This window comes from Coprococcus intestinalis (genome assembly GCF_023656595.1).
GTDB lineage: Bacteria > Bacillota > Clostridia > Lachnospirales > Lachnospiraceae > Coprococcus_A > Coprococcus_A intestinihominis.
Genome location: NZ_JAMOKJ010000006.1, coordinates 22,653 through 43,231, shown reverse-complemented (window position 1 = coordinate 43,231; position 20,579 = coordinate 22,653). Strand labels below are relative to the sequence as shown.

General features: G+C 43.1%; 21 protein-coding genes. 19 read left to right on the top strand and 2 right to left on the bottom strand.

The window, feature by feature from the left end:
* The first annotated feature begins 27 nt into the window (after positions 1-27).
* From dusB to NBH03_RS06155, 15 genes are all read left to right on the top strand, one after another.
* Positions 28-1,044 (top strand): tRNA dihydrouridine synthase DusB, encoded by a 1,017-nt coding sequence (gene dusB / locus NBH03_RS06225; RefSeq protein ID WP_330620957.1) that lies wholly within the window; start codon positions 28-30, stop codon positions 1,042-1,044.
* Positions 1,045-1,270: 226 nt separating this feature from the next.
* On the top strand, positions 1,271-1,753 hold the full coding sequence (gene greA, locus NBH03_RS06220) for a transcription elongation factor GreA (RefSeq protein ID WP_015512764.1): 483 nt from the start codon (positions 1,271-1,273) through the stop codon (positions 1,751-1,753).
* Positions 1,754-1,845: 92 nt separating this feature from the next.
* Positions 1,846-3,798, top strand: coding sequence for a lysine--tRNA ligase (lysS, locus tag NBH03_RS06215; RefSeq protein ID WP_250798218.1), 1,953 nt, complete (start codon positions 1,846-1,848; stop codon positions 3,796-3,798).
* A gap of 130 nt (positions 3,799-3,928) precedes the next feature.
* On the top strand, positions 3,929-5,119 hold the full coding sequence (locus NBH03_RS06210; protein ID WP_250798212.1) for a DNA cytosine methyltransferase: 1,191 nt from the start codon (positions 3,929-3,931) through the stop codon (positions 5,117-5,119).
* A gap of 8 nt (positions 5,120-5,127) precedes the next feature.
* On the top strand, positions 5,128-6,177 hold the full coding sequence (locus NBH03_RS06205) for an ApaLI family restriction endonuclease (RefSeq protein ID WP_250798210.1): 1,050 nt from the start codon (positions 5,128-5,130) through the stop codon (positions 6,175-6,177).
* 523 nt (positions 6,178-6,700) lie between these two features.
* Complete coding sequence (locus NBH03_RS15860) at positions 6,701-6,829, top strand: hypothetical protein (protein WP_255601781.1); 129 nt, start codon at positions 6,701-6,703, stop codon at positions 6,827-6,829.
* A gap of 170 nt (positions 6,830-6,999) precedes the next feature.
* Positions 7,000-7,824: a ParA family protein gene (locus NBH03_RS06195; protein WP_250798208.1), complete on the top strand. Its 825-nt coding sequence runs from the start codon at positions 7,000-7,002 to the stop codon at positions 7,822-7,824.
* Positions 7,781-8,728 carry a ParB/RepB/Spo0J family partition protein gene (locus NBH03_RS06190; protein WP_250798205.1) on the top strand — a complete coding sequence of 316 codons (948 nt, stop codon included), beginning with the start codon at positions 7,781-7,783 and terminating at the stop codon, positions 8,726-8,728. Before NBH03_RS06195 ends, NBH03_RS06190 begins: the two co-directional genes overlap by 44 nt.
* Positions 8,729-9,012: 284 nt before the next feature.
* Positions 9,013-9,513, top strand: a complete 501-nt coding sequence (locus tag NBH03_RS06185) for a hypothetical protein (RefSeq protein ID WP_250798204.1) — start codon at positions 9,013-9,015, stop codon at positions 9,511-9,513.
* Positions 9,514-9,559: 46 nt separating this feature from the next.
* Entirely contained in the window at positions 9,560-9,748 is a 189-nt protein-coding gene (locus NBH03_RS06180; protein ID WP_005330841.1) for a hypothetical protein, read from the top strand.
* Between the two features lie 78 nt (positions 9,749-9,826).
* Positions 9,827-10,540 carry a lantibiotic protection ABC transporter ATP-binding protein gene (locus NBH03_RS06175; RefSeq protein ID WP_250798203.1) on the top strand — a complete coding sequence of 238 codons (714 nt, stop codon included), beginning with the start codon at positions 9,827-9,829 and terminating at the stop codon, positions 10,538-10,540.
* Positions 10,533-11,264, top strand: a complete 732-nt coding sequence (locus NBH03_RS06170; protein WP_004853398.1) for a lantibiotic immunity ABC transporter MutE/EpiE family permease subunit — start codon at positions 10,533-10,535, stop codon at positions 11,262-11,264. Before NBH03_RS06175 ends, NBH03_RS06170 begins: the two co-directional genes overlap by 8 nt.
* Position 11,265: 1 nt before the next feature.
* A complete protein-coding gene (locus NBH03_RS06165; RefSeq protein WP_138376095.1) occupies positions 11,266-12,006 on the top strand; it encodes a lantibiotic immunity ABC transporter MutG family permease subunit in 741 nt (246 codons plus the stop codon).
* 14 nt (positions 12,007-12,020) lie between these two features.
* Positions 12,021-12,683, top strand: coding sequence for a response regulator transcription factor (locus NBH03_RS06160; protein ID WP_250798202.1), 663 nt, complete (start codon positions 12,021-12,023; stop codon positions 12,681-12,683).
* Positions 12,671-14,047, top strand: a complete 1,377-nt coding sequence (locus NBH03_RS06155; RefSeq protein WP_250798201.1) for a sensor histidine kinase — start codon at positions 12,671-12,673, stop codon at positions 14,045-14,047. Before NBH03_RS06160 ends, NBH03_RS06155 begins: the two co-directional genes overlap by 13 nt.
* A gap of 362 nt (positions 14,048-14,409) precedes the next feature.
* Here the strand turns inward: NBH03_RS06155 and NBH03_RS06150 are convergent, their stop codons facing one another.
* A complete protein-coding gene (locus NBH03_RS06150; RefSeq protein WP_004853407.1) occupies positions 14,410-14,610 on the bottom strand; it encodes a helix-turn-helix transcriptional regulator in 201 nt (66 codons plus the stop codon).
* 83 nt (positions 14,611-14,693) lie between these two features.
* Positions 14,694-15,167: a S24 family peptidase gene (locus tag NBH03_RS06145; RefSeq protein ID WP_250798200.1), complete on the bottom strand. Its 474-nt coding sequence runs from the start codon at positions 15,165-15,167 to the stop codon at positions 14,694-14,696.
* Between NBH03_RS06145 and NBH03_RS16100 the strand changes: the two genes are divergently transcribed.
* From NBH03_RS16100 to NBH03_RS06125, 4 genes are all read left to right on the top strand, one after another.
* Complete coding sequence (locus NBH03_RS16100; protein WP_442872333.1) at positions 15,085-15,273, top strand: WCX domain-containing protein; 189 nt, start codon at positions 15,085-15,087, stop codon at positions 15,271-15,273. The two genes, NBH03_RS06145 and NBH03_RS16100, sit on opposite strands and share 83 nt — an antisense overlap.
* A gap of 340 nt (positions 15,274-15,613) precedes the next feature.
* Complete coding sequence (locus tag NBH03_RS06135; protein WP_331476068.1) at positions 15,614-15,763, top strand: TnpV protein; 150 nt, start codon at positions 15,614-15,616, stop codon at positions 15,761-15,763.
* Positions 15,764-15,970: 207 nt separating this feature from the next.
* Entirely contained in the window at positions 15,971-16,684 is a 714-nt protein-coding gene (locus tag NBH03_RS06130) for a TetR/AcrR family transcriptional regulator (RefSeq protein WP_250798199.1), read from the top strand.
* A complete protein-coding gene (locus NBH03_RS06125; protein WP_250798198.1) occupies positions 16,681-20,505 on the top strand; it encodes a pectate lyase-like adhesive domain-containing protein in 3,825 nt (1,274 codons plus the stop codon). The genes NBH03_RS06130 and NBH03_RS06125 overlap by 4 nt, the downstream gene beginning before the upstream one ends.
* Positions 20,506-20,579 lie beyond the last annotated feature (74 nt).

Genomic DNA, 20,579 nt, shown 5'->3' with positions numbered 1-20,579 from the left:
CAGGAATAAAAAGGAAACATTGTGCATATGATGATGAAACCATTACAAATTGGAAATCTTTGCATTGATCGTCCCGTTATACTGGCACCGATGGCAGGCGTTACTGACCTGCCATTTCGTGTGCTCTGCCGCGAACAGGGATGCGGCATGGTCTGTACGGAGATGGTCAGTGCAAAAGCCATTACTTATAAGAACAAAAACACATTTCTTCTAATGGAAACTGTGCCACAGGAACGCCCGGTGTCTCTGCAGCTGTTTGGTTCAGACTCGGATATCATGGCGGAAGCGGCAAGAATGATTGCAGACAGAGATTTTGATGTGCTGGATGTCAATATGGGATGTCCTGTGCCGAAAGTTGTCAATAACGGTGAAGGGTCCGCACTGATGAAGCAGCCGGAGCTGGCAGGCCGGATCGTCAGAAGTCTGGTGGAAGCCATTGACAAGCCGGTGACGGTCAAGATTAGAAAAGGTTTTGATGATGATCATATCAATGCTGTAGAGATGGCCAAAATTGCGGAGGCCAATGGCGCTGCGGCTGTTGCTGTCCACGGGAGAACGAGAGAACAGTATTACAGCGGAAAGGCCGATTGGGAGATCATCCGCAGGGTAAAAGAGGCCGTGAAGATTCCGGTTATCGGAAATGGCGACATTTTTACCCCTCAGGATGCAAAGCGGATGATTGAAGAGACCGGATGTGATGCCATTATGGCAGCCAGAGGCGCCAGAGGCAACCCATGGCTGTTCAGAGATATCATTGATTATCTGGAGAAGGGAATCCTTCACGAGAAACCGTCGCTGAAAGAGATGACAGATATGATGCTGCGTCACGCGGAAATGCATATCCGTTACAAGGGAGAATATCAGGGCATCCGAGAGATGCGCAAACATGTGGCCTGGTATACAGCCGGTTATCACGGTTCCGCCAGAATGCGTCAGGCTGTGAATGAAGTGGAATCTTATGAAGCTTTGAAACAGCTTTTGGCAGATTGGCTAGCATACAGCGAAGGCGGTATGAAAGCTCATGACAAAAACAATGGATCATGACGAAAAATATGGCATGAATCAAGGGTTTAAGTGAAGGAATCAGTTGACAGTGAAATGTCAATAAGATATAATACAGGGATGTATGCTGGATAAAATAGATAGTTCTGCAGTTATACTGTATGGCGGATTGCAGAAGATGGATCCAGCCTGAAGTATGAACATTTTGAGAATGACTGAGCAGTTCAGGTGAAAGATAGAATAATAGTTATAGAAAGGATATTTTATTATGGCTGAGACAAAGAAGAATATTATGACATTTGCGGGTTTAAGAGCGTTGGAAGATGAATTATTTGATCTGAAGGTATACAAACGTAAGGAAGTTGCCCAGAAGATCAAGGAAGCGAGAGAACAGGGCGACCTTTCTGAAAATGCTGAGTACGATGCAGCTAAGGACGAGCAGAGAGATATAGAAGCACGTATCGAAGAACTCGAGAAACTTCTGAAGAATGTAGAAGTTGTTGGCCAGGATGAAGTGGATGCAGATACTGTCGGTATCGGCAGCCGTGTGAAGTTATATGACGTAGAGATGGACGAAGAAGTGGAATATACAATCGTTGGTTCTACAGAAGCAGATGCATTAAACGGCAAGATTTCCAATGAATCACCGGTAGGTGCAGCACTTATTGGTTCCAAGGTTGGCGAGACAATCGTTGTTGAGACTATTTCCGGTGACCTGGAATTCAAGATCCTTGAGATTGCAAGAGCTTAATATGGACAAGGGCTTAATTCTATGAGTAAGCCCTTGAATTTAGTAATAGGAAACGCAAAAATCAGTTATCGAATAGAACAGGAGAGAGCAAAGTGGCAGAGGCAAAGAACAATCAGACACCAGATGTCAGTGAACAGGATAAAATCAGACGCGGCAAGCTGGCTGACCTTCAGGCAGCAGGCAATGACCCGTTTCTGATCACTAAGTATAACGTAACCCATCACAGCATGGAGATTAAGAACAATTTTGATGAACTTGAAGGTCAGGAAGTGACTGTAGCCGGCCGTATGATGCAGAAGCGTGTCATGGGTAAGGCTTCTTTCTGCAATGTCCGTGATCTGCAGGGAGATATTCAGTCTTATGTAGCAAGAGATGAACTGGGTACAGAGGCCTATCAGGCATTCAAGAAGTTTGATATCGGTGATATCATTGGCATCAAGGGCAAAGTTTTCAAGACAAAGACAGGTGAGATTTCTATTCATGCAACAGAGATCACGCTCCTTTCCAAGAGTCTGCATACACTTCCTGAGAAGTTCCATGGCCTGACAAACACAGATATTCGTTATCGTCAGCGTTATGTGGATCTGATCATGAATCCGGAAGTCAGAGATACATTTATCAAACGTTCCCAGATTCTTAAGGAAATTCGTAACTTCCTTGACGGCCGCGGCTTCATGGAAGTAGAGACGCCGATGCTTGTATCCAATGCAGGCGGTGCAGCAGCAAGACCTTTCGAGACACATTACAACGCGCTGGATGAAGATGTGAAGCTTCGTATTTCTCTGGAGCTTTATCTGAAACGTCTGATCGTCGGCGGTCTTGAAAGAGTTTACGAAATCGGCCGTGTATTCCGTAATGAAGGTGTTGATACCCGTCACAATCCGGAATTTACATTGATGGAATTATACCAGGCTTACACAGACTATGAAGGCATGATGGAACTGACAGAGAGTATGTTCCGTTATCTTGCAGAGAAAGTCTGCGGCAGCGCAGTACTCAGCTATAATGGCACGATTATTGATATGTCAAAGCCATTTGAACGTATCACAATGATGGATGCAGTTAAGAAATACTCAGGTGTAGATTTTACAGAAGTGAAGACAGATGAAGAAGCCAAGAAACTGGCTGACGAGCATCATGTTGCTTATGAAGCACGTCACAAGAAGGGTGACATCATCAATCTCTTCTTCGAAGAATTCTGTGAAGACAAGATGATCCAGCCTACATTTGTCACAGATCATCCGATTGAAATTTCACCATTGACTAAGAAGAAACCATCCAATCCTGAATTGGTAGAACGTTTCGAGTTATATATTTACGGCCGTGAAATGTGCAACGCTTACTCAGAGCTGAATGATCCGATCGATCAGAGAGAACGTTTCGCTGCACAGGAAGAAGCATTTGCAGCCGGCGATGATGAAGCTAACCATACAGATGAAGATTTCCTGAATGCTCTGGAAATCGGTATGCCGCCAACAGGTGGTATCGGTTACGGTATTGACCGTCTGGTAATGCTGCTGACAGACAGCCAGGCTATCCGTGATGTATTATTGTTTCCTACGATGAAGAGTCTTGACTCTGACAAAAAAGCAGGAAAATCCGGAGCAGGAGAAGAAGCAACTGCAAACGACAACAACGGATTCTTCAAAGACAACGCGAAGATTGACTTCTCCAACGTAAAGGTTGAGCCTTTATTTGAAGAAGAGGTTGATTTCGATACATTCAGCAAATCTGATTTCCGTGCCGTAAAGGTTAAAGAGTGTGTAGCAGTTCCGAAGAGCAAGAAGCTCCTTCAGTTCACACTGGATGACGGAACAGGTACAGACCGCACGATCTTAAGCGGAATCCACTCTTACTATGAGCCGGAAGAATTAGTTGGTAAGACACTGATCGCAATCACCAACCTTCCGCCAAGAAAGATGATGGGAATCGAGTCTTGCGGTATGCTGCTTTCAGCAGTGAATAACCTGAAGGATTCAGACGATGAAGAACTGCATCTTCTGATGGTTGATAACCATATTCCGGCAGGGGCTAAATTATATTAGAATAAGAGAACATGCTCATTTGATATTGATAGGGAAGAAGGAAGGGTAGTTTTTACTCTTCTTTTTTCAATTTAGATGGTATCTTTATTTTGGTTGTATTAATATGTGTTAAGAGAGAGGTGATAGATGTATGAAAGCCATAAGTCTTTTTGCGGGTGCTGGTGGATGTTCATTAGGGTTTAAAAAGGCAGGAATAGATATTATTTCAGCATATGAATTGGATGATTCTGCGATTGAGACATATAACTATAATTTCGGAGAAGGAACTTGCAAAAAAGAGGACTTATCTTCTTGTGATTTTGTTGAGATTAGAGACAGATTAGGACTTGAAAGAGGAGAATTAGACTTGATTATAGGTGGACCGCCTTGCCAAGGATTTACAACAGCAGGAAGTCGTTTCTGGGATGACCCAAGAAATAAACTTGTTAGAAATTATGCGGACGCATTAAATGTTTTCTATCCAAGATGGTTTATGATGGAAAATGTAGAAGGGATACTTACAACAGCCAAAGGAGAGTATCTTCTTGAATGTGTAAAAAAAATGATTGAATTAGGATATTCAGTATACCTCAAAAAGGTGTATATGCAGGAATATGGAATTCCTCAGAGAAGAAAAAGAGTTATTATTATTGGAAATAGAGAAGGTAAAGAATTTTGTTTTCCCAAGCCTAATGAAGAAGCAGTAGGGGCAATATATAAAAAAACTTCATGCACACTTTTTAATGCAATTGGTGATTTAGAGGATAAAGAAAAACCAGAGATAGATCATATAGGAAAAAGAGATACCGGAATTAAATTAGAAAGAATAAAAGCTTTGCAAGTTGGTCAAAGTATGAAAGATTTGCCAGAGAAATTGCAACATGATTCATTCAAAAAACGAGCATCAAGAAGAGTTTGCGATGGAACTCCATCTGAAAAAAGAGGTGGGGCTCCTTCTGGAATGAAAAGACTATCGTATGAAGAACCATGTTTAACTATTACCGGCTCTGCAAATTCAGAATTTATACATCCTAAACTAAATAGGATGTTAACGATAAGAGAGTGTGCAAGAATACAAACTTTTCCAGATACTTTTTTATTTAAGGGGACAGATTCACAAAAAATACAGCAAATAGGGAATGCAATCCCACCTCAATTTGCATATCAAATTGCTAAATCAATACTTGAAGCAGATAAGAACGAAAACGAAAGTAAAGAGGCGATGCTTATAAGCTTTGATGTTACAAAGGCAAGTGCGAAAAGCCCTGCATTATCACATACATGTGAAATGTTAGAAGCATTGACTGAAAAACAATTTGAACAAATGAAACTAGATTTATAGGAGGACATATGGCGATAACTACTCAACAAAAAGCGTTTTATAAGACATTTTCTCAACATGGTTCAGGAAATGCTTTGGTTGTAATAGAACCTAAGGAAGTTATTTTAATTACACATATAGCATATAAAGATATATTTGAAAAAAATGCTGATTGGTTTATTGAAGAGTTTGCCGATTTGACGGATAAAGATTTTTATAAAATTACTCCACAGATGATTGAAAGTTTACCACATAAAACTATAGAAGATGCAGTAAACTGTTTGCAACAATCTGGAGCAACTGATACAAATAATATTATTTATTTATACATTAAAAATCTTTCTGAATTGTATAGAAGAAGATTCAAATTTTACAATATACTTAAAACACAGCCCTTCCCTACGACAGAACAAATAGGATTGAGAAGTTTGCTTGAATATGGTAATTGTGATGATGAATTGCTTTTTTCATGGATGATGTGGAGAAAACTAATATATGATATTGACAATAGAAGTGCTCAAGAAACTGGGTATTTGTTTGAACCACTTATGGCAAGTTGCATGGGTGGAGAATCGGTGTCGCATAGACATTCTCCTGTAAAAAGAATAGATGAAAATGGTAGGTCTACTAATGAAGGACGACAGGTAGATTGTTATATTGAAGAGAAAAAAGAAGTGTATGAGTTAAAATTGAGAGTAACAATAGCTGCTAGCGGGCAAGGACGATTTGATGAGGAAATGAGTTTCCCATATGAAGCAAAAATGGCAGGGCTAACCCCAATATTAGTGGTTTTTGATGGGACAATGTCGCCGTTATTAGAAAGATTAAAGAGTAAGTATTTAGAGGAAGGTGGTCGTTGTTATATAGGAGATGATGCTTGGAATGAATTGACTAATAGAGCAGGGAATGAAATGGGAAAATATATTGTGAAATATATTAAGCCACCGATTCTACATATGGAATCAATGAATATTTCAATTCCTACTAATCTTTCGTTAAAGGCTTCAGAAAACCAGATTATAATAAAAGATATAAATGGAAACGAGTATTCATTTCCAAGAGAAGATAGGGGCTATTAATAAAAGTAAGTGTAACTGTTTAATTCCAGTTACACTTATTTTTTTATTCTATAGAAGAAGTAAGGTTCAGAATATTGATTACTTCACTAAGGCTTTTTCTCTTTGAAATATTGTCAGAAGCAATTCATCTATACTTAAATGAAGAAGAACGAAGCCGAGTGATACAATCGCTCATCGAACTGAAGAACAATTTAGCAGCTCAGGGACGATATACCGACGCAGTAGATGATGTCCTATGCAAAGTGCTTGAAGCAAAGAAAAAGAAATTGAAAATTGAATACATTTAGAACGTTGATTTGCCGTCTGTTTCCTAACCGGAGCAGGCGGCTTTTTTATTTCAAAAATTTTTTTGAAATATTTTCGGAAAAGCGGTGGTTTTGGGTGTGCATTTCATACTCCTTTGTCCAAATGAGTGAAGGGGGTCATTCCGGATAGCAAAAAACGGAAGCCTTTTCACTTGAAAATTGAATAAGTCATTCACTAAGACTTTATTTCTGATGATAGCCACTTTAGCAGGTACGCCGTGATTTCTGTATTTCAGAATAGCGAGAACTCCGGCTATGAGTATCAGGTTGCTCCTGATATGGCGATGACAGTCAGAATGATAATGATACTTCTCTACGGAGCTGGCGGAGTACCCGGCAGAGGTTAGAATCCTATGATACAGATAAGCAGTCTGTTCCTTAGTGACTTCCCATAAGCATTTTGCTTGGCAAGGGGTGTTGAGAACAAATATTGCTATGACCGATTAGGAAATGAGTCGGTCAGGTACATAGCCATAATGCGGTGGCTATGAATTTTCAGAAAGGAGGGCAAAAAGAAGTGTCAAACTGTAAAACGATTTCCGTATGTAATCAGAAAGGCGGAGTCGGAAAGACCACCACGACAGTTAATCTTGGAGTCGGGCTTGCAATGCAGGGCAAGAAAGTATTGCTCATAGACGCAGACCCGCAGGGAGATTTAACGACTTGTCTTGGTTGGCAGGATACAGATGGCTTGGGTATCACGCTTGCAACGAAACTCACAGATGTAATCAATGAAACGATGACAGACCCTATGGTTGGTATCCTGCACCACGAAGAAGGTGTTGACCTTGTTCCGGCAAACCTTGAGCTTTCAGCAATGGAATTTAACCTTGTGAACGCAATGAGCAGAGAAACTACCCTTAAAAATTATCTGAGTCAAGTGAAGAACAGATATGATTATGTAATTATAGACTGTATGTCTTCACTTGGTATGGTTACTCTCAATGCTTTATCAGCGGCAGACAGTGTTATCATTCCGGTTCAGGCTCAGTATTTGCCTGCAAAGGGGATGACACAGCTTGTGCAGACCATTTCAAAAGTAAAGAAGTATATCAATCCGGATATTAAGATAGACGGTATGCTGCTTACTTTGGTGGATAGCCGAACAAACCTTGCAAAGAGTACGGTGGAAGCACTCAGGGCAAACTTCGGTAATCAGATAAGAATGTATCGAACACAAATCCCGATTGCCGTGAAAGCTGCTGAAACTTCTTCCAAAGGCAAAAGCATTTATGCTTATGAGCCAAACAGCACAGTGTCAAAGGCATACGCTGAATTTACAAAGGAGGTGTTAGCCGATGGCAGGAAGAAAGAGCGACTTCACTCTCACGAAGCTCGATGATTTATTTACCACGCAGGCACAGAGAGATGAAGAACAGCTTTCAAAAATCCGAGATATTCCATTGGAGCTGATTGATGATTTTCCCGACCACCCGTTTAAGGTCAGGGACGATGAAGATATGATGCAGCTTGTGGAGAGTGTCAAGGAAAGAGGAGTGATTACTCCGGCAACAGTAAGGCAGAAAGAGGACGGCAGATATGAACTTGTTTCAGGACACAGACGAAAGCGAGCTTGTGAACTGGCAGGATTTGAAACACTGAGAAGTGAGACTGTAGACCTAAGCAGAGATGAAGCGACCATTTTAATGGTTGAGAGTAATTTCCAGAGGTCAGAGATATTGCCAAGTGAAAAAGCCTTTGCCTATAAAATGCGTTTGGAAGCAATGAAAAGGCAAGCAGGCAGACCGAGCAAAGAAAATGGAGTCCCAGTGGGACACAATTCTATTGTGGGTAAATCAAGAGAGATTTTAGCTTCTGAGAGTCAGGACAGTAACACACAAATACAGCGTTATGTCCGCCTGACAAACCTTGTTCCCGAACTGCTTGAATTTGTTGACGAGGGGCGTATTAAAATGCGTCCTGCCGTAGAACTTTCCTATCTTGACGAAGATTGCCAGCGTGATGTGGTTGACGAAATCGACCTGAATGACGCAACCCCGTCACACGACCAGACAATCCGTATGCGAAAGTTATTCAACGAGGGCAACCTTACAACCGAAGCAATCCACGCTGTTATGTCTGAGGAAAAGCCGAACCAAAAGGAGAAAATTGTGTTGAGGGGCGACAGAGTAAGACAGCTTATCCCGAAAAACATTCCCGTCAGTCAGACGGAGGATTTTGTCTGCAAAGCATTGGAGCATTACAACAAGTTCTTGCGTAATCGTGCAGAGCGTGACAGCAGATAGCCTGTTTTACAGTTCCCCTTTCTCACACTCTAACCCCTTAGTTATACTTTTACCTACCGAAAATGATATATACTATCTCACTTGAATATAACTATCTCAAAGTATATGTCTATCTCTAAGGGGGAATCGCACAGTATGAACGGACTGGAGGTGTATGGTAAAATGAAAAATTAACGAAAAATCCGCATTTGTTTTTCGGCAGGTAAATTCTGCCGTAAGAAAAAATCCACAAAGGCACATCGTAGCGATACGGTGTGTTTTCAATTTTTACAGGAGGAAACGCAATGATAAAGTCAAAATTCAAAAGAGTCACATCGCTTTTCTTGGCGACCCTTATGTGTGTGACCACTTTTGCAGGCATTGGCTCGACAACAGCATATGCTGCTTCGGGAGAAAAAGCCGATGTTTATATGGTCGATTTCCCTCGTGATGGCGATGCTAATTACGATGGGGTATGGGGACATAGCAATTTGACCTTGAAAAATGGTTGGCATACCGGACGTTCCAATTTTACCAATCTTAAGGCTATTGGCTCATACTCAGGCAATGTTGCTTATTGTATTGAGCCGGGAATTTCGCTCAAGGTCGGTCAGACAATGAATAAGTATGACGAAAATTATTTTAATAACCTTGCAGCCAATGGGGTTATTTCCGGAGATGAAATCCGTCTTTTCGTTGGTCGTATTTTACAGTATGGCTATCATGAATGGAAGCTATGCCCAAACACATTTCCCTTGCAAGTTATGGGATGCAGGAGAAAAGGAACTTACATTATCTGCTTTTGAATGGGAGAAGGATAGAAAAACGCTGATATATGGGCAGGTAGACTATATGTATGGAGAAGCACTTTATAAGCCTGAAATGAAAGAAGGAAATCCTATAAGGTTATATAGTTTGGATGAAATCACGGAGATATTCTGTAAATTAGGACTTCGTATTTGTAACAGCTTTGCTGATTTCAGTGGAAAGCCGAGTTCTGATAATGATATTCAATTGATGGTTTATTCCATACGGGAATAAATCTTCATCAAATCTTTATTTTTTTCTGTTAGGTTATATTTCAGTAAGAAATGAAATATAGAAGGAAGGATAGTAAAGATGGAAATGATGTTACAGACACAAAATCTATGTAAATATTTTAGAAAACAGAAAGCGGTAAATAATGTTTCACTTAATATCGAAAAGGGAGAGATTTATGGACTGCTTGGACCGAATGGTGCTGGTAAATCTACCACATTGAAAATGCTGACCGGTATGATGAAACCAACTGCAGGAAAGATTTACTTTGATGGAAAACTTTTGGATAGGAAAGATTTATCAAAAATAGGAGCGTTAATTGAAAATCCGCCTATTTATGAAAATCTTTCCGCCAGAGAGAATTTGAAGGTAAGACAATTATTGCTTGGTACAGATGAAAACAGAATTGATGAGGTCTTGCAGATTGTATCACTTACAAACACCGGAAAGAAGAAAGCAGGGCAGTTTTCTTTGGGAATGAAGCAAAGATTAGGCATTGCAATGGCGTTGCTTGGAGAACCGGAACTTTTGATATTGGATGAACCTACGAATGGATTAGATCCAATAGGTATCGAGGAATTACGAGAGCTGATCCGGTCTTTTCCGGAACAGGGAATCACTGTAATTCTCTCCAGTCATATTCTCTCAGAGGTACAGTTACTTGCAGATAAAGTCGGGATTATTTCAGGTGGAATCTTAGGATACGAAGGAGCATTAAAGCAGGGAGATAATCTTGAAGATTTGTTTATGAATGTGGTAAGAAAAAACCAGAAAGCAGGTGAAATCCATGGTTAATATTATAAAAGCAGAACATCAAAAAGCCAAAAGAACCATGCGAAAAAAGTTTATCTGGGGATTTCCTCTTCTTACATTTGTCATGGCATTTATATTTACTCTTGGGATGACAAATGCTTATGCAGAAAGTGTTTGGAACTGGTGGTATACACTTTTGCTGCCGGGGATGATTGCTCTATTTTGTTATCTTTCTGTGGCGCAGGAGAAAAAGATAAAATACTATCATTTAATGACTATTCCCACAGACAGAAGAAAATTGTTGCTGGGGAAAATTATTTATATTGGGTACATGATTTTGTTTTCTAATGTGATTGTGTTTGCAGGAGCAACGCTTGGAGGCTTTCTTCTAACGACACATGTTCCAGTTGGAGGAGCGTTGATTGCAGTATTGTTTCTGACGGTTTCTGAGTTATGGGAGATTCCGGTAGCTTTATTTTTAAGTGAACGATTTGGAATGATTGTAAACCTGTTCGTCTGCCTATTTATTACCGTCAGCGGTGTGGTAATATCACAAACCAGAATCTGGTATGTACTTGTTTCTGCAATCCCTATGCGAATGATGTGCCCGTTGCTTCATGTTTTACCAAATGGACTTGCCGCAGAAGCAGGGAATCCTCTTTTGGATACGGGAGTCATTGTTCCGGGAATGTGTCTCTCAATCATCTGGTTTGTTTTTGTAACGGTTCTGTTTTTGAAATGGTTTGAGAGAAGAGAGGTGAAATAAGATGATTGGAAGATCTCTTAATGCAGACTTGCGAAAGATGAAAGGAACATCTGTGATTCTGGCACACTTACTGATTCCGATTATAACCAGCGTTATATTTTTAATATATTACTTTTTTTCACCATGGAATGAAAATATGAAAGTGATTGCATTTTATCAGGCAATAGGAGCAGGACTTCCGGTACTTATTGGAATTTTTACAGCAAGTGTGATGGAACAGGAACAAAATGCAGGTGATTTTCAAAATCTGTTGTCTTTACCGGATAAACCTGCAGCATTTTTATCGAAACTGTTGATGCTACTGGTTTTGTGTCTGTGCTCTATCCTATTGACAGCAATCATATTCGGAATTGGATTTGGAAGAATCGCATCAAGCGATATCGAAATCATGAAAGGATGTATATTTGCAGCATTGCTGCTGTGGGGAAGCAGTGTTCCACTTTATCTGTGGCAGCTGATTCTGGCTTTTCAGTTTGGAAAAGGGGTATCCATTGGAGCAGGGATTATATCAGGACTAATTAGTGCATTGATGCTTACCGGACTTGGAGATTATGTGTGGAAATATGTATTTGTCTGCTGGACGGGTAGAGTACCATATACTTATCTGCAATCTGTATTGGGAGAAACTAGTGTAGGTGAATGGTTGTCATTCATACCAGATTGCTTAATATTTACAGGGATTAGTATGGTATACTATTTTTGGTGGGTAAACCACTGGGAAGGAAACAGAATATCGGAATAGAATCGAGGGAAACTATGGCAAAAATACTGGCAGTTGATGATGAACCGGCAATTTTGGAAATGATAGAAAGCATTTTGAATAAGGATGGACATCTGGTTACCAAAGTAAGTAATCCGCTGAAACTTAATATGGAAGAATTACATCGTTATGACCTGATTTTACTGGACATTATGATGCCTGGAATTGACGGCTTCGAATTATGCAAAAGAATCAGGGCACTTGTGGATTGTCCGATTTTGTTTCTTACGGCAAAAACGGAGGAAAACAGTCTGGTAAACGGACTTTCTTTAGGAGCAGATGATTATATTTCAAAGCCATTTGGAGTGATGGAACTTCGAGCAAGGATCAATGCACATCTTAGAAGAGAGCACAGGGAACATTCTGTCCGAATGGTTTTAGGGAGAGTCTGCATTCAGATGTCTCAAAAGAAACTGTTGATGGATGATAAAGAACTTCCGTTTACGAAAGCAGAGTACGAAATCTGTGAATTTCTGGCTAAAAACAGAGGACAGGTTTTCTCGAAGGAACAGATATTGGAAGCGGTCTTTGGCTTTGACAGTGAGAGTAATGACAGTACCATTATCACGCATATCAAAAATATAAGAGCAAAATTTGCGGATTATGATTATACACCGATAAAAACAGTCTGGGGGATTGGATATAAATGGGAAGAGTAAAGAGAAGCAATGCACTCAGCAGGATTTTTATGAGATATGTACTGGTCATGCTTGGATCATTAGTTGGTTTGGTGATTGTTGCTTGGCTGCTGCTGTGCCTTTTGATTAGTGTGGGCTGTATTTATCCGGCAAATTATGCAGAGCAAAAGATTAATGAAGCATATGATACGATTCTACGTGCAGATAAAGTGACTGCTGAGATGATTCCCGCACTTTGTGATTATGTAATCTTTTCAGAGAATGGAGAGAAAATAGGTGGAGATCTGTCAGAACAATACGAACAGATAGCATGGAATGTTGCAAAGTACGGAAACGCATCCGGGAAATATTTTTATAAAGTAATTGTAAGGGAAAATGAATATGTTGTATTGCAATATCGCCTGACACCTCAATATCATTCAGCTTTTTTGAGGGAGCATTTTATAGAACCACAGAATGTGATGAGTATTATGTCTGTGATTGGAGCGGTAGCGATTATCATCATTCCGTCCATACGTTTTGGAAAAAGAATCAAAAAGCAGATGCAGCCTGTATTAGACGCAATCGGACAAATAAAGGATCAAAATCTGGAATATGAGACATCCTGTTCCGGTATCAAAGAGTTTGATGACTGTTTATCGGCAATCGATGATATGCGAGATGCATTGCGAGAATCTTTAGAAAAGCAGTGGAAAACAGAGCAGGAAAAGAAACAGCAGATGTCTGCTTTGGCGCATGATATTAAAACACCTCTTACGATTGTACGGGGAAATGCAGAACTACTTTCAGAGACTGAACTGACCACAGAACAGAAGAAAAATATCACTTATGTTTTGAACGGCACAACACAGATACAAAGTTATGTAAAACAGTTGATAGATGTCACAAAATCATGGAATTGCAGTGATGTTACCTATACAACGGTGAGGTTAGAAGATTTTTTCGCAGATATAAAGGAACAGGCACTCGGACTGGTAGAAATCTATCACCAGAAGATAGATTGGAAGGCGGAACAAAGTGATAAAAAGGTAACGATTGCTTATGATCCAATGTTCCGAGCCGTAATGAATGTGATTCAGAATGCAGTGGAGCATACAAAAGAAAATGGAATCATTTATATTGACGCAAAGGAGCAGGATGACCGGCTGACATTCATTGTGGAGGATAGCGGATCAGGATTTACAAAAGAAGCATTATTGCATGGCACAGAGCAGTTTTTTATGGATGACACAAGTAGAAATGGCGAAGCCCATTATGGGATTGGGCTTTTTTTCGCAAAAACTGTGGCTGAAAAATATGGCGGAGGGATTAAACTTTCAAGTTCTGAAAATACAGGTGGGGCGAGGGTAGAAATATTTTTCCTGAGTAGTCATGAAACAAGCTAAATAGACCGCAATTAAGCTATGTAAAAGAAATTTTACATGCATTTATCTAATATGTAAAAGTCTTTTGATAGACGTTACTACTACATTTGCTGTAATCTCATGGAAGAAGGAGGCATACAGAATTATGATAGCTGATAAAATTAAAAATGCTCGTACTATTCTTTATTACATAACTATCATTATAGTTGGGATTATATGCACATATAAGAAGAGAATAATATAACTTTTGTTATGATATCAAATGATTTTTTCATTTAATATAACATTGCATTGGATGAAAAAATGTGTTTGGAGATGAAAACATAATCGAATTGAAGGTTGACGATTCAAACATAAAAAGAGCTGGGTGGCATCTACCCAGCTCAATCTTCTACATGGAAGACATCTTCCACCAATAAATTAAAGTATTTAGAAATCCGTAGCATAAACTCGGCAGATGGGGTGCTGTCCCCACGTTCTATCCTGCCGACAGTTTTGGTGCTGAATCCGATAGCAGCGGCAAGGTCATCTTGGTAAATGCCACGCTGTTCTCGGATTTCTCGGATATTATTGGTAACCGCCATAAAAATCCCTTCTTTCAGTTCTATAGAATTTTCTTATTGTCAATTATGCAAAATGATGTGTCCGATAAAAAGGATTTGCAATTTTATCGGTAATGTCCTGTAATAGCAGAAGCATCAGATTTTCCAAGAACTTTTCCAAATATGTCTAAGCGGTCATTTTCACTAACCTTGATAGGTGCATACTTTTCATTAAGCGAGATAAGGAAGATTCCGTCTGTATCGTTTTGCAATTTTTTAATATAGGCTTCTCCGTTTAGAGCGAAGATGCCGATTTCTCCATTAGCAACAGATTCCTGCTGTAATACCCATGCAATCTGACCATCGTGGAATTCAGGTTCCATACTGTCACCACTAATACGGACACCGAAAGTAGTATCTTCCGGTAAGATAGATTCATCTATACATACAGTCTCTTTCGGTCCGTCTACAAGGAAGTTACCGGTTCCGGCTGATACAGCATTTTCAAAAATATCAATGCTTCGGAATGGAATTATCTTACAGACCGAAGTATCAGCCAGTCCGACCTTTTTTGGTTGGGTGTTTGGCTTTAATGGCAAGGTACAAATACTTGCACCGGAAAGTGTGAAAGAACAGTACAGGCAGATGATTGCACAAGCCGATGAGGGTATGCAGCAAAAAGAAAACAAAAGGATTGTAAACTGATAAATCTTAAATACGAATATAACGGTTATACCGGAGATGAGAGATGGGCGATTATTACGGAATTATCGGTAAAAGAGCTTTGGGAGAAGTATCCCCTTGTTATAGAAAGATATTCTCCGTTTGTTCATCTTTCCATTGCACAGGGAGAGGTAATTGACGATACAAACCGAAATGAGGACAAGTATGCAAAGAGAAGCAGTCGCACACTTGACTGCTATGGATATGACGATGAAATGTCATCACAGTTCCATAAAGAACTTGCCATTATGTTTGACGACCCGTTTGAAAGAGCAGAGGAAGAAAGGCTTACCTTGCAGACCTCAACGAGCAGGCAGAAGCATTGTTTTCTCGGCTGGTAAAGCAGCTTTCCGAAAAAGAGGGCGTTACGGAAGCCCTCAAAGCGGAAAATCAAATGCTGTGGGTGCAGAGGATGAACAACATCCGCAGTGCTGCTATGGAAATCGTTTCGAGTGAGCTTATATACTGTTAATACTATGCAAGAAAAGTCGCTGTCAACAGACGGCGGCTTTTCCTTTTCGGGTAGTATTCAAGAAGTCATAAAGTTCCGTGAGTAATGGAAGAAGCCAGCGTTTGCGGAAATGTCACAATTTACGGAGGTAAAGTTTCAAATACCGATTGTCTTTTTGCACTTGCTGTGATATTATATAGTATATATACTAATAATATTTGAAGAGAGGTGATATATTTGCGAAGAGACAGCAGCGAAACAAAGAGGAAAATACTGACCGTATGCGTCCGTCTCTTTTTGGAGCAGGGGTATAAAAACACCACTGTCAGTCAGATATTGGACGAAGCGGGCGTGGCAAGGGGAAGCTATTTGCATCTGTTTCCGACCAAGGACAGAATTTTGCTGGAATTGACCGAAACGATGTTCGGCGGACAGTTCGGCGTGGCAAGAAGCATTGCAGACAGCAAGCTGCCGCCGGTTTACGCCTATGCGGTGGAAACGGCGATCCAACTGACACTGACCGAGCTGAATGAGAACCTGCGAGAAATCTACATTGAAGCCTATTCCCTGCCCGAAACATCGGAGTATATCTACCTGCATACCACGGCAGAGCTGAAGCAGATTTTTGGTGAACATTTCCCCGATGATACCGAGAGCGACTTTTACGAGATGGAAATCGGCACGGCGGGACTGATGCGCAGCTATATAGCGAGAAAATGCGATATTCATTTTCCGCTGGAACGCAAGCTCAGCCGCTTTTTGACGGCGGCAATGCGGGTGTATCGTGTGCCGGAGGCAGAGCAGGCAAAGGTGCTTGCCTTTATTCAGTCATTAGATATTAAGGCAATCGCCACAGAGGTTATGTATAAGCTGTTTGCCATGTTGGAAATGAAATACGATTTTAAGCTGTCAAAGAACAACGAAATGGAGGAAACAAGATGAAGAAACGATTATTCAGTATCCTGCTTGCTCTGTGCATGGTGCTCTGCCTTGTGCCGACCACGGCATTTGCCGAGAGCGAGACGGAAGAACCGCCTGTATGCACCTGTGAAACAGCCTGCACGGCGGAAGCAATGAACGCAGATTGTCCCATCTGCGGCGCAGAGGGCGCTTTGCCGGAGAACTGTGCAAAGTGCGCCCAGCCCGCAGACGATGCGGCAGTGCAGCCGGAGGGGGAAGTGTCTAACCCCCAGCCGGAGGGGGAAGCGTCTGACCCCCAGCCGGAGGGGGAAGTGTCCGACCCCCAGCCGAAGACAGCCTTGACGTCGTTAATTGGCGGAAACGAGACGGCAAAAGATGTCAGCACCGCGGAAGAACTGACTGCAGCTATTGCTGATGTTAATTTCGACACCGTCAGGCTGACAGGGGACATTAGCATCAGCAGTACCCTGACCGTCAACCGCACCGTGACGCTGGATTTGAACGGTCATGTGCTCAAATACGAGAGCGCAAACAATGGCAGCGTGATTGTGGTCGAGGGCAGCGGGCAGCTGACTATCGAGGACAGCAATACGAGTAATCTCTCGCACAAATTCAATCCGAATGGCAAACTGTGGGTGCTGGACGATGCAAGCGGCACAGAGGCCGTCACCGGCGGCGTCATCACCGGCGGCACGGGAACGGACATCTCAACGTTCGGCGGAACGACGTGGTATTGCGGCGGCGGCGCGCTGATTAAAAACGGCGGCAGCCTGACCATGAGGGGCGGCAATATTATCGGCTGCTCCGCGGAGTGCGGCGGCGGTGTATGTATTGATTCGGAACAGGGTCAGTTCTCTATGTCCGGCGGCAGCATCGCCGGATGCGTCGCCTCCGACATCGGCGGCGGTGTTTTTGCTTCCGGCACGTTCAAAATGTCAGGTCCGGCGGTCATTCGCAGCTGCACCGCCGAAAGCGCGACCCAATATGTTTGCGGCGGAGGCGTATATGTCAACGTCAGCAGCAGCTTTGAAATGTCTGATACGGCAATAATCGAAGGCTGTCAGGCAATCTCCACCTCTTCCAATTCTTCCAACGGCGGCGGCGTATATGTCAGCAGCAGCAGCAGCTTTGTGATGTCTAATGAGGCAAAAATCGAAGGCTGTCAGGCAATCTCCAACTCTTCCAACTCTTCCAACGGCGGGGGCGTCCATCTCGCAAACAATACGAAGTTCACCCTGTCGGGCAACGCCGTGATTCAAAATTGCACGGCAACAAATTCCGCCAACTCCGGCGAAGCCTACGGCGGCGGCGTAAGCGCCGCTTGTGTGAAGGAGATCACCTTGGCGGACAGTGCGCGCATTGTCGGCTGTGCTGCGGCAAACGGAAGCGGACTATACATCACCGGCTCTCAGGTACCTGGCTATGGGATTCTTTACGCCAACAGCGGCTCGGTTGACGGCGACGTCGTGCTGGGAGATACAGAAGACGGTCCCAGTACCATTACAGGCTCCGGCGGGACTGTGTTCAATGGCAAAGTGACCGTTACCCCCGGCAGCACCATCGAAAGCGGCACATTCAACGGCGAGGTGACCAACAATGGAACCATCAAAGGCGGCACATTCAACGGCGAGGTCATCAACAACGGAACCATCACCGGCGGCATATTTAACACCCCGATGACCGGCAGCGGCACGGAGACAGACCCCTATCAAATCAGCACCGCCGACCAGTTGAAGCTGTTCCGGGATAAGGTGAACGATGCAAAAACCAAAGAAGAAACCAAAATCTGTGCCGTGCTGACAGCGGACATTGATTTGAAAAATGAGGAATGGACGCCGATTGGCATTGGAAATGGAACGAGAAATGGTGTCCCTATTGATTTCCCCTACTCTGGCACATTTGACGGCAACGGCCATACCATCTCCGGTCTGAATGTCAACTACCGCAACAAGAACGGCGGTTTGTTCTGCTATGTGATGAACGCCACCATCAAAAATTTGACGGTAGCCGGTTCCGTGACCCATAGCAGTGGGGATGGCGTAGCCTACGGCGGCATTGTGGGCTGCGCTGATAGCAGCACCATTGAAAACTGCACCAATCGGTGTACCGTAACTGGAAATTGGTATGCTGGCGGAATTGTCGGCTGGAGCACGGACAGTGACATCATCGGATGCGCCAACTTCGGTAATATTTCAAGCCCCTCCTTCTCCGGTGGAATCTGCGGAAAAATCGGTGGAGAAAACGACGCTGCTGGAATAGACGCAACAATTCGTGACTGCTATAATGTCGGAATGGTCTCCGGCAATTACGCCGGTGGAATCACAGGCCAATCTGATAGTGAGCACATAGATATTCTGATTGCCAACTGTTATAATGTCGGCAGTTTGCACGGAAGCACCAATACGGGCGAAATTATAGGCGATCTGTCCGGCCCTATTTGCACCACTATCGATAACTGCTACTATCTGCCTACAGGAAACCCAGCCAGCACTTCTGACCGTGTTAATGTCAAGAGAACCGACTCCAAGACCGCCGCAGAATTTGCCGACGGCACGGTGCTGGCGCTGCTCAAGGCTGGCGAACGCGACAACAATGCTGACCCGTGGGCAGACGAATGCCAGTATCTGGCCGCAGCTGACAAGACCCTGCCCGTGTTCAATGGACAGGGCGATGCCCATGACCACCAGAGCAACGACTGGAAATCCAACGAAACGGAACACTGGCAGGTCTGCACCTGCGGCGCGGTGTTTCATAAGGCGGAACACTCCGGCGGCACGGCAACCTGCACCCAAAGAGCAACATGCACAGTTTGCGGTGCGGAATATGGCGATGTTCTGGGACATGATTTTACCACCAGTTGGACACATGATGATAACGAGCACTGGAAGCAGTGTTCCCGTTGCGATGAAAAGGATGACGTAAGCCCTCATACTTGGGACAACGGTACGATAACAATAGCGCCTACCTGCACAAAAGCGGGCGAAGAGACATATAGCTGCACCAAGTGCGGCGCAACAAAAATAGAGCCGATTCCAGCCACAGGCCACAGATGGAAGTCCGAGTGGACGTCCGATGCAACGCATCACTGGCATGAATGTGCCAATGAAAGCTGCGATGTGACGGATAACGCGGGAAAGAACGGCTACGCGGAGCACTCCGGCGGCAAAGCGACCTGCAAGGATAAGGCCATATGTGAGATTTGTGGAGACAGTTACGGCAGCCTTGACCCGAACAACCACACCGACCTGAAACACATTGACGCAAAGGCCGCCACCGTTGCCGAAGAAGGCAACATTGCGTATTGGTACTGCGACGGCTGCAAGAAGTATTTCTCCGATGCTGCGGCAACCAAGGAAATCACCAAGGCTGCCACCGTGACGGCAAAGCTGCCCCCGAAAATCACAGCCGGGGATGGTGCAGTGGTCACGCAGGGCGAGAAAAAGGAACTGACCTTCACTTCTGATGCATCCTTTGCCGATTTTGTTCGTGTAGAGCTTGACGGCACTGCGCTGGAAGAAAAGAACTATACAAAGAGAGAGGGCAGCACCATCATCACGCTGAACCGTGATTTTGTTGCCGCGCTTTCCGTGGGCGAGCATACGCTTGCGATCGTTTCTCAACACGGTACGGCAACAGCTAAGTTCACCGTCAAGGCAAAGCCGACGGAAACGGCAATCCCGCAGCCCACTGTGACCCCGCAGCCTACAGCGCAGCCTGTTTCCCCGATTCCGCGCACCGGCGACACCGCCAACCCCGCATTGTGGTTTGCGCTGCTGATTGTTAGCGGCGGTGCTGCCATTGGTATAACGGTTGTAAGCAGAAAGAAAAAGCATAACAAATAATGGAATAGCGTTTCCTTGCTCTATCTTCCGAGCAAGACAAAAGCGTCGTAGCAATACGGCGCTTTTTTGTTACC

What these genes read in the sequence shown, in the direction of transcription:
- NBH03_RS06175 (WP_250798203.1), top strand. Translation starts at nt 9,827, where the DNA reads ATGGAAATGATGTTACAGACACAAAATCTATGTAAATATTTTAGAAAA.
- NBH03_RS06125 (WP_250798198.1), top strand. Translation starts at nt 16,681, where the DNA reads ATGAAGAAACGATTATTCAGTATCCTGCTTGCTCTGTGCATGGTGCTC.
- NBH03_RS16100 (WP_442872333.1), top strand. Translation starts at nt 15,085, where the DNA reads ATGCTTCGGAATGGAATTATCTTACAGACCGAAGTATCAGCCAGTCCG.
- NBH03_RS06170 (WP_004853398.1), top strand. Translation starts at nt 10,533, where the DNA reads ATGGTTAATATTATAAAAGCAGAACATCAAAAAGCCAAAAGAACCATG.
- NBH03_RS06165 (WP_138376095.1), top strand. Translation starts at nt 11,266, where the DNA reads ATGATTGGAAGATCTCTTAATGCAGACTTGCGAAAGATGAAAGGAACA.
- NBH03_RS06150 (WP_004853407.1), bottom strand. Translation starts at nt 14,610, where the DNA reads ATGGCGGTTACCAATAATATCCGAGAAATCCGAGAACAGCGTGGCATT.
- dusB (WP_330620957.1), top strand. Translation starts at nt 28, where the DNA reads ATGATGATGAAACCATTACAAATTGGAAATCTTTGCATTGATCGTCCC.
- NBH03_RS06190 (WP_250798205.1), top strand. Translation starts at nt 7,781, where the DNA reads ATGGCAGGAAGAAAGAGCGACTTCACTCTCACGAAGCTCGATGATTTA.
- NBH03_RS06155 (WP_250798201.1), top strand. Translation starts at nt 12,671, where the DNA reads ATGGGAAGAGTAAAGAGAAGCAATGCACTCAGCAGGATTTTTATGAGA.
- NBH03_RS06185 (WP_250798204.1), top strand. Translation starts at nt 9,013, where the DNA reads ATGATAAAGTCAAAATTCAAAAGAGTCACATCGCTTTTCTTGGCGACC.
- NBH03_RS06160 (WP_250798202.1), top strand. Translation starts at nt 12,021, where the DNA reads ATGGCAAAAATACTGGCAGTTGATGATGAACCGGCAATTTTGGAAATG.
- greA (WP_015512764.1), top strand. Translation starts at nt 1,271, where the DNA reads ATGGCTGAGACAAAGAAGAATATTATGACATTTGCGGGTTTAAGAGCG.
- NBH03_RS06205 (WP_250798210.1), top strand. Translation starts at nt 5,128, where the DNA reads ATGGCGATAACTACTCAACAAAAAGCGTTTTATAAGACATTTTCTCAA.
- NBH03_RS06210 (WP_250798212.1), top strand. Translation starts at nt 3,929, where the DNA reads ATGAAAGCCATAAGTCTTTTTGCGGGTGCTGGTGGATGTTCATTAGGG.
- NBH03_RS06180 (WP_005330841.1), top strand. Translation starts at nt 9,560, where the DNA reads ATGTATGGAGAAGCACTTTATAAGCCTGAAATGAAAGAAGGAAATCCT.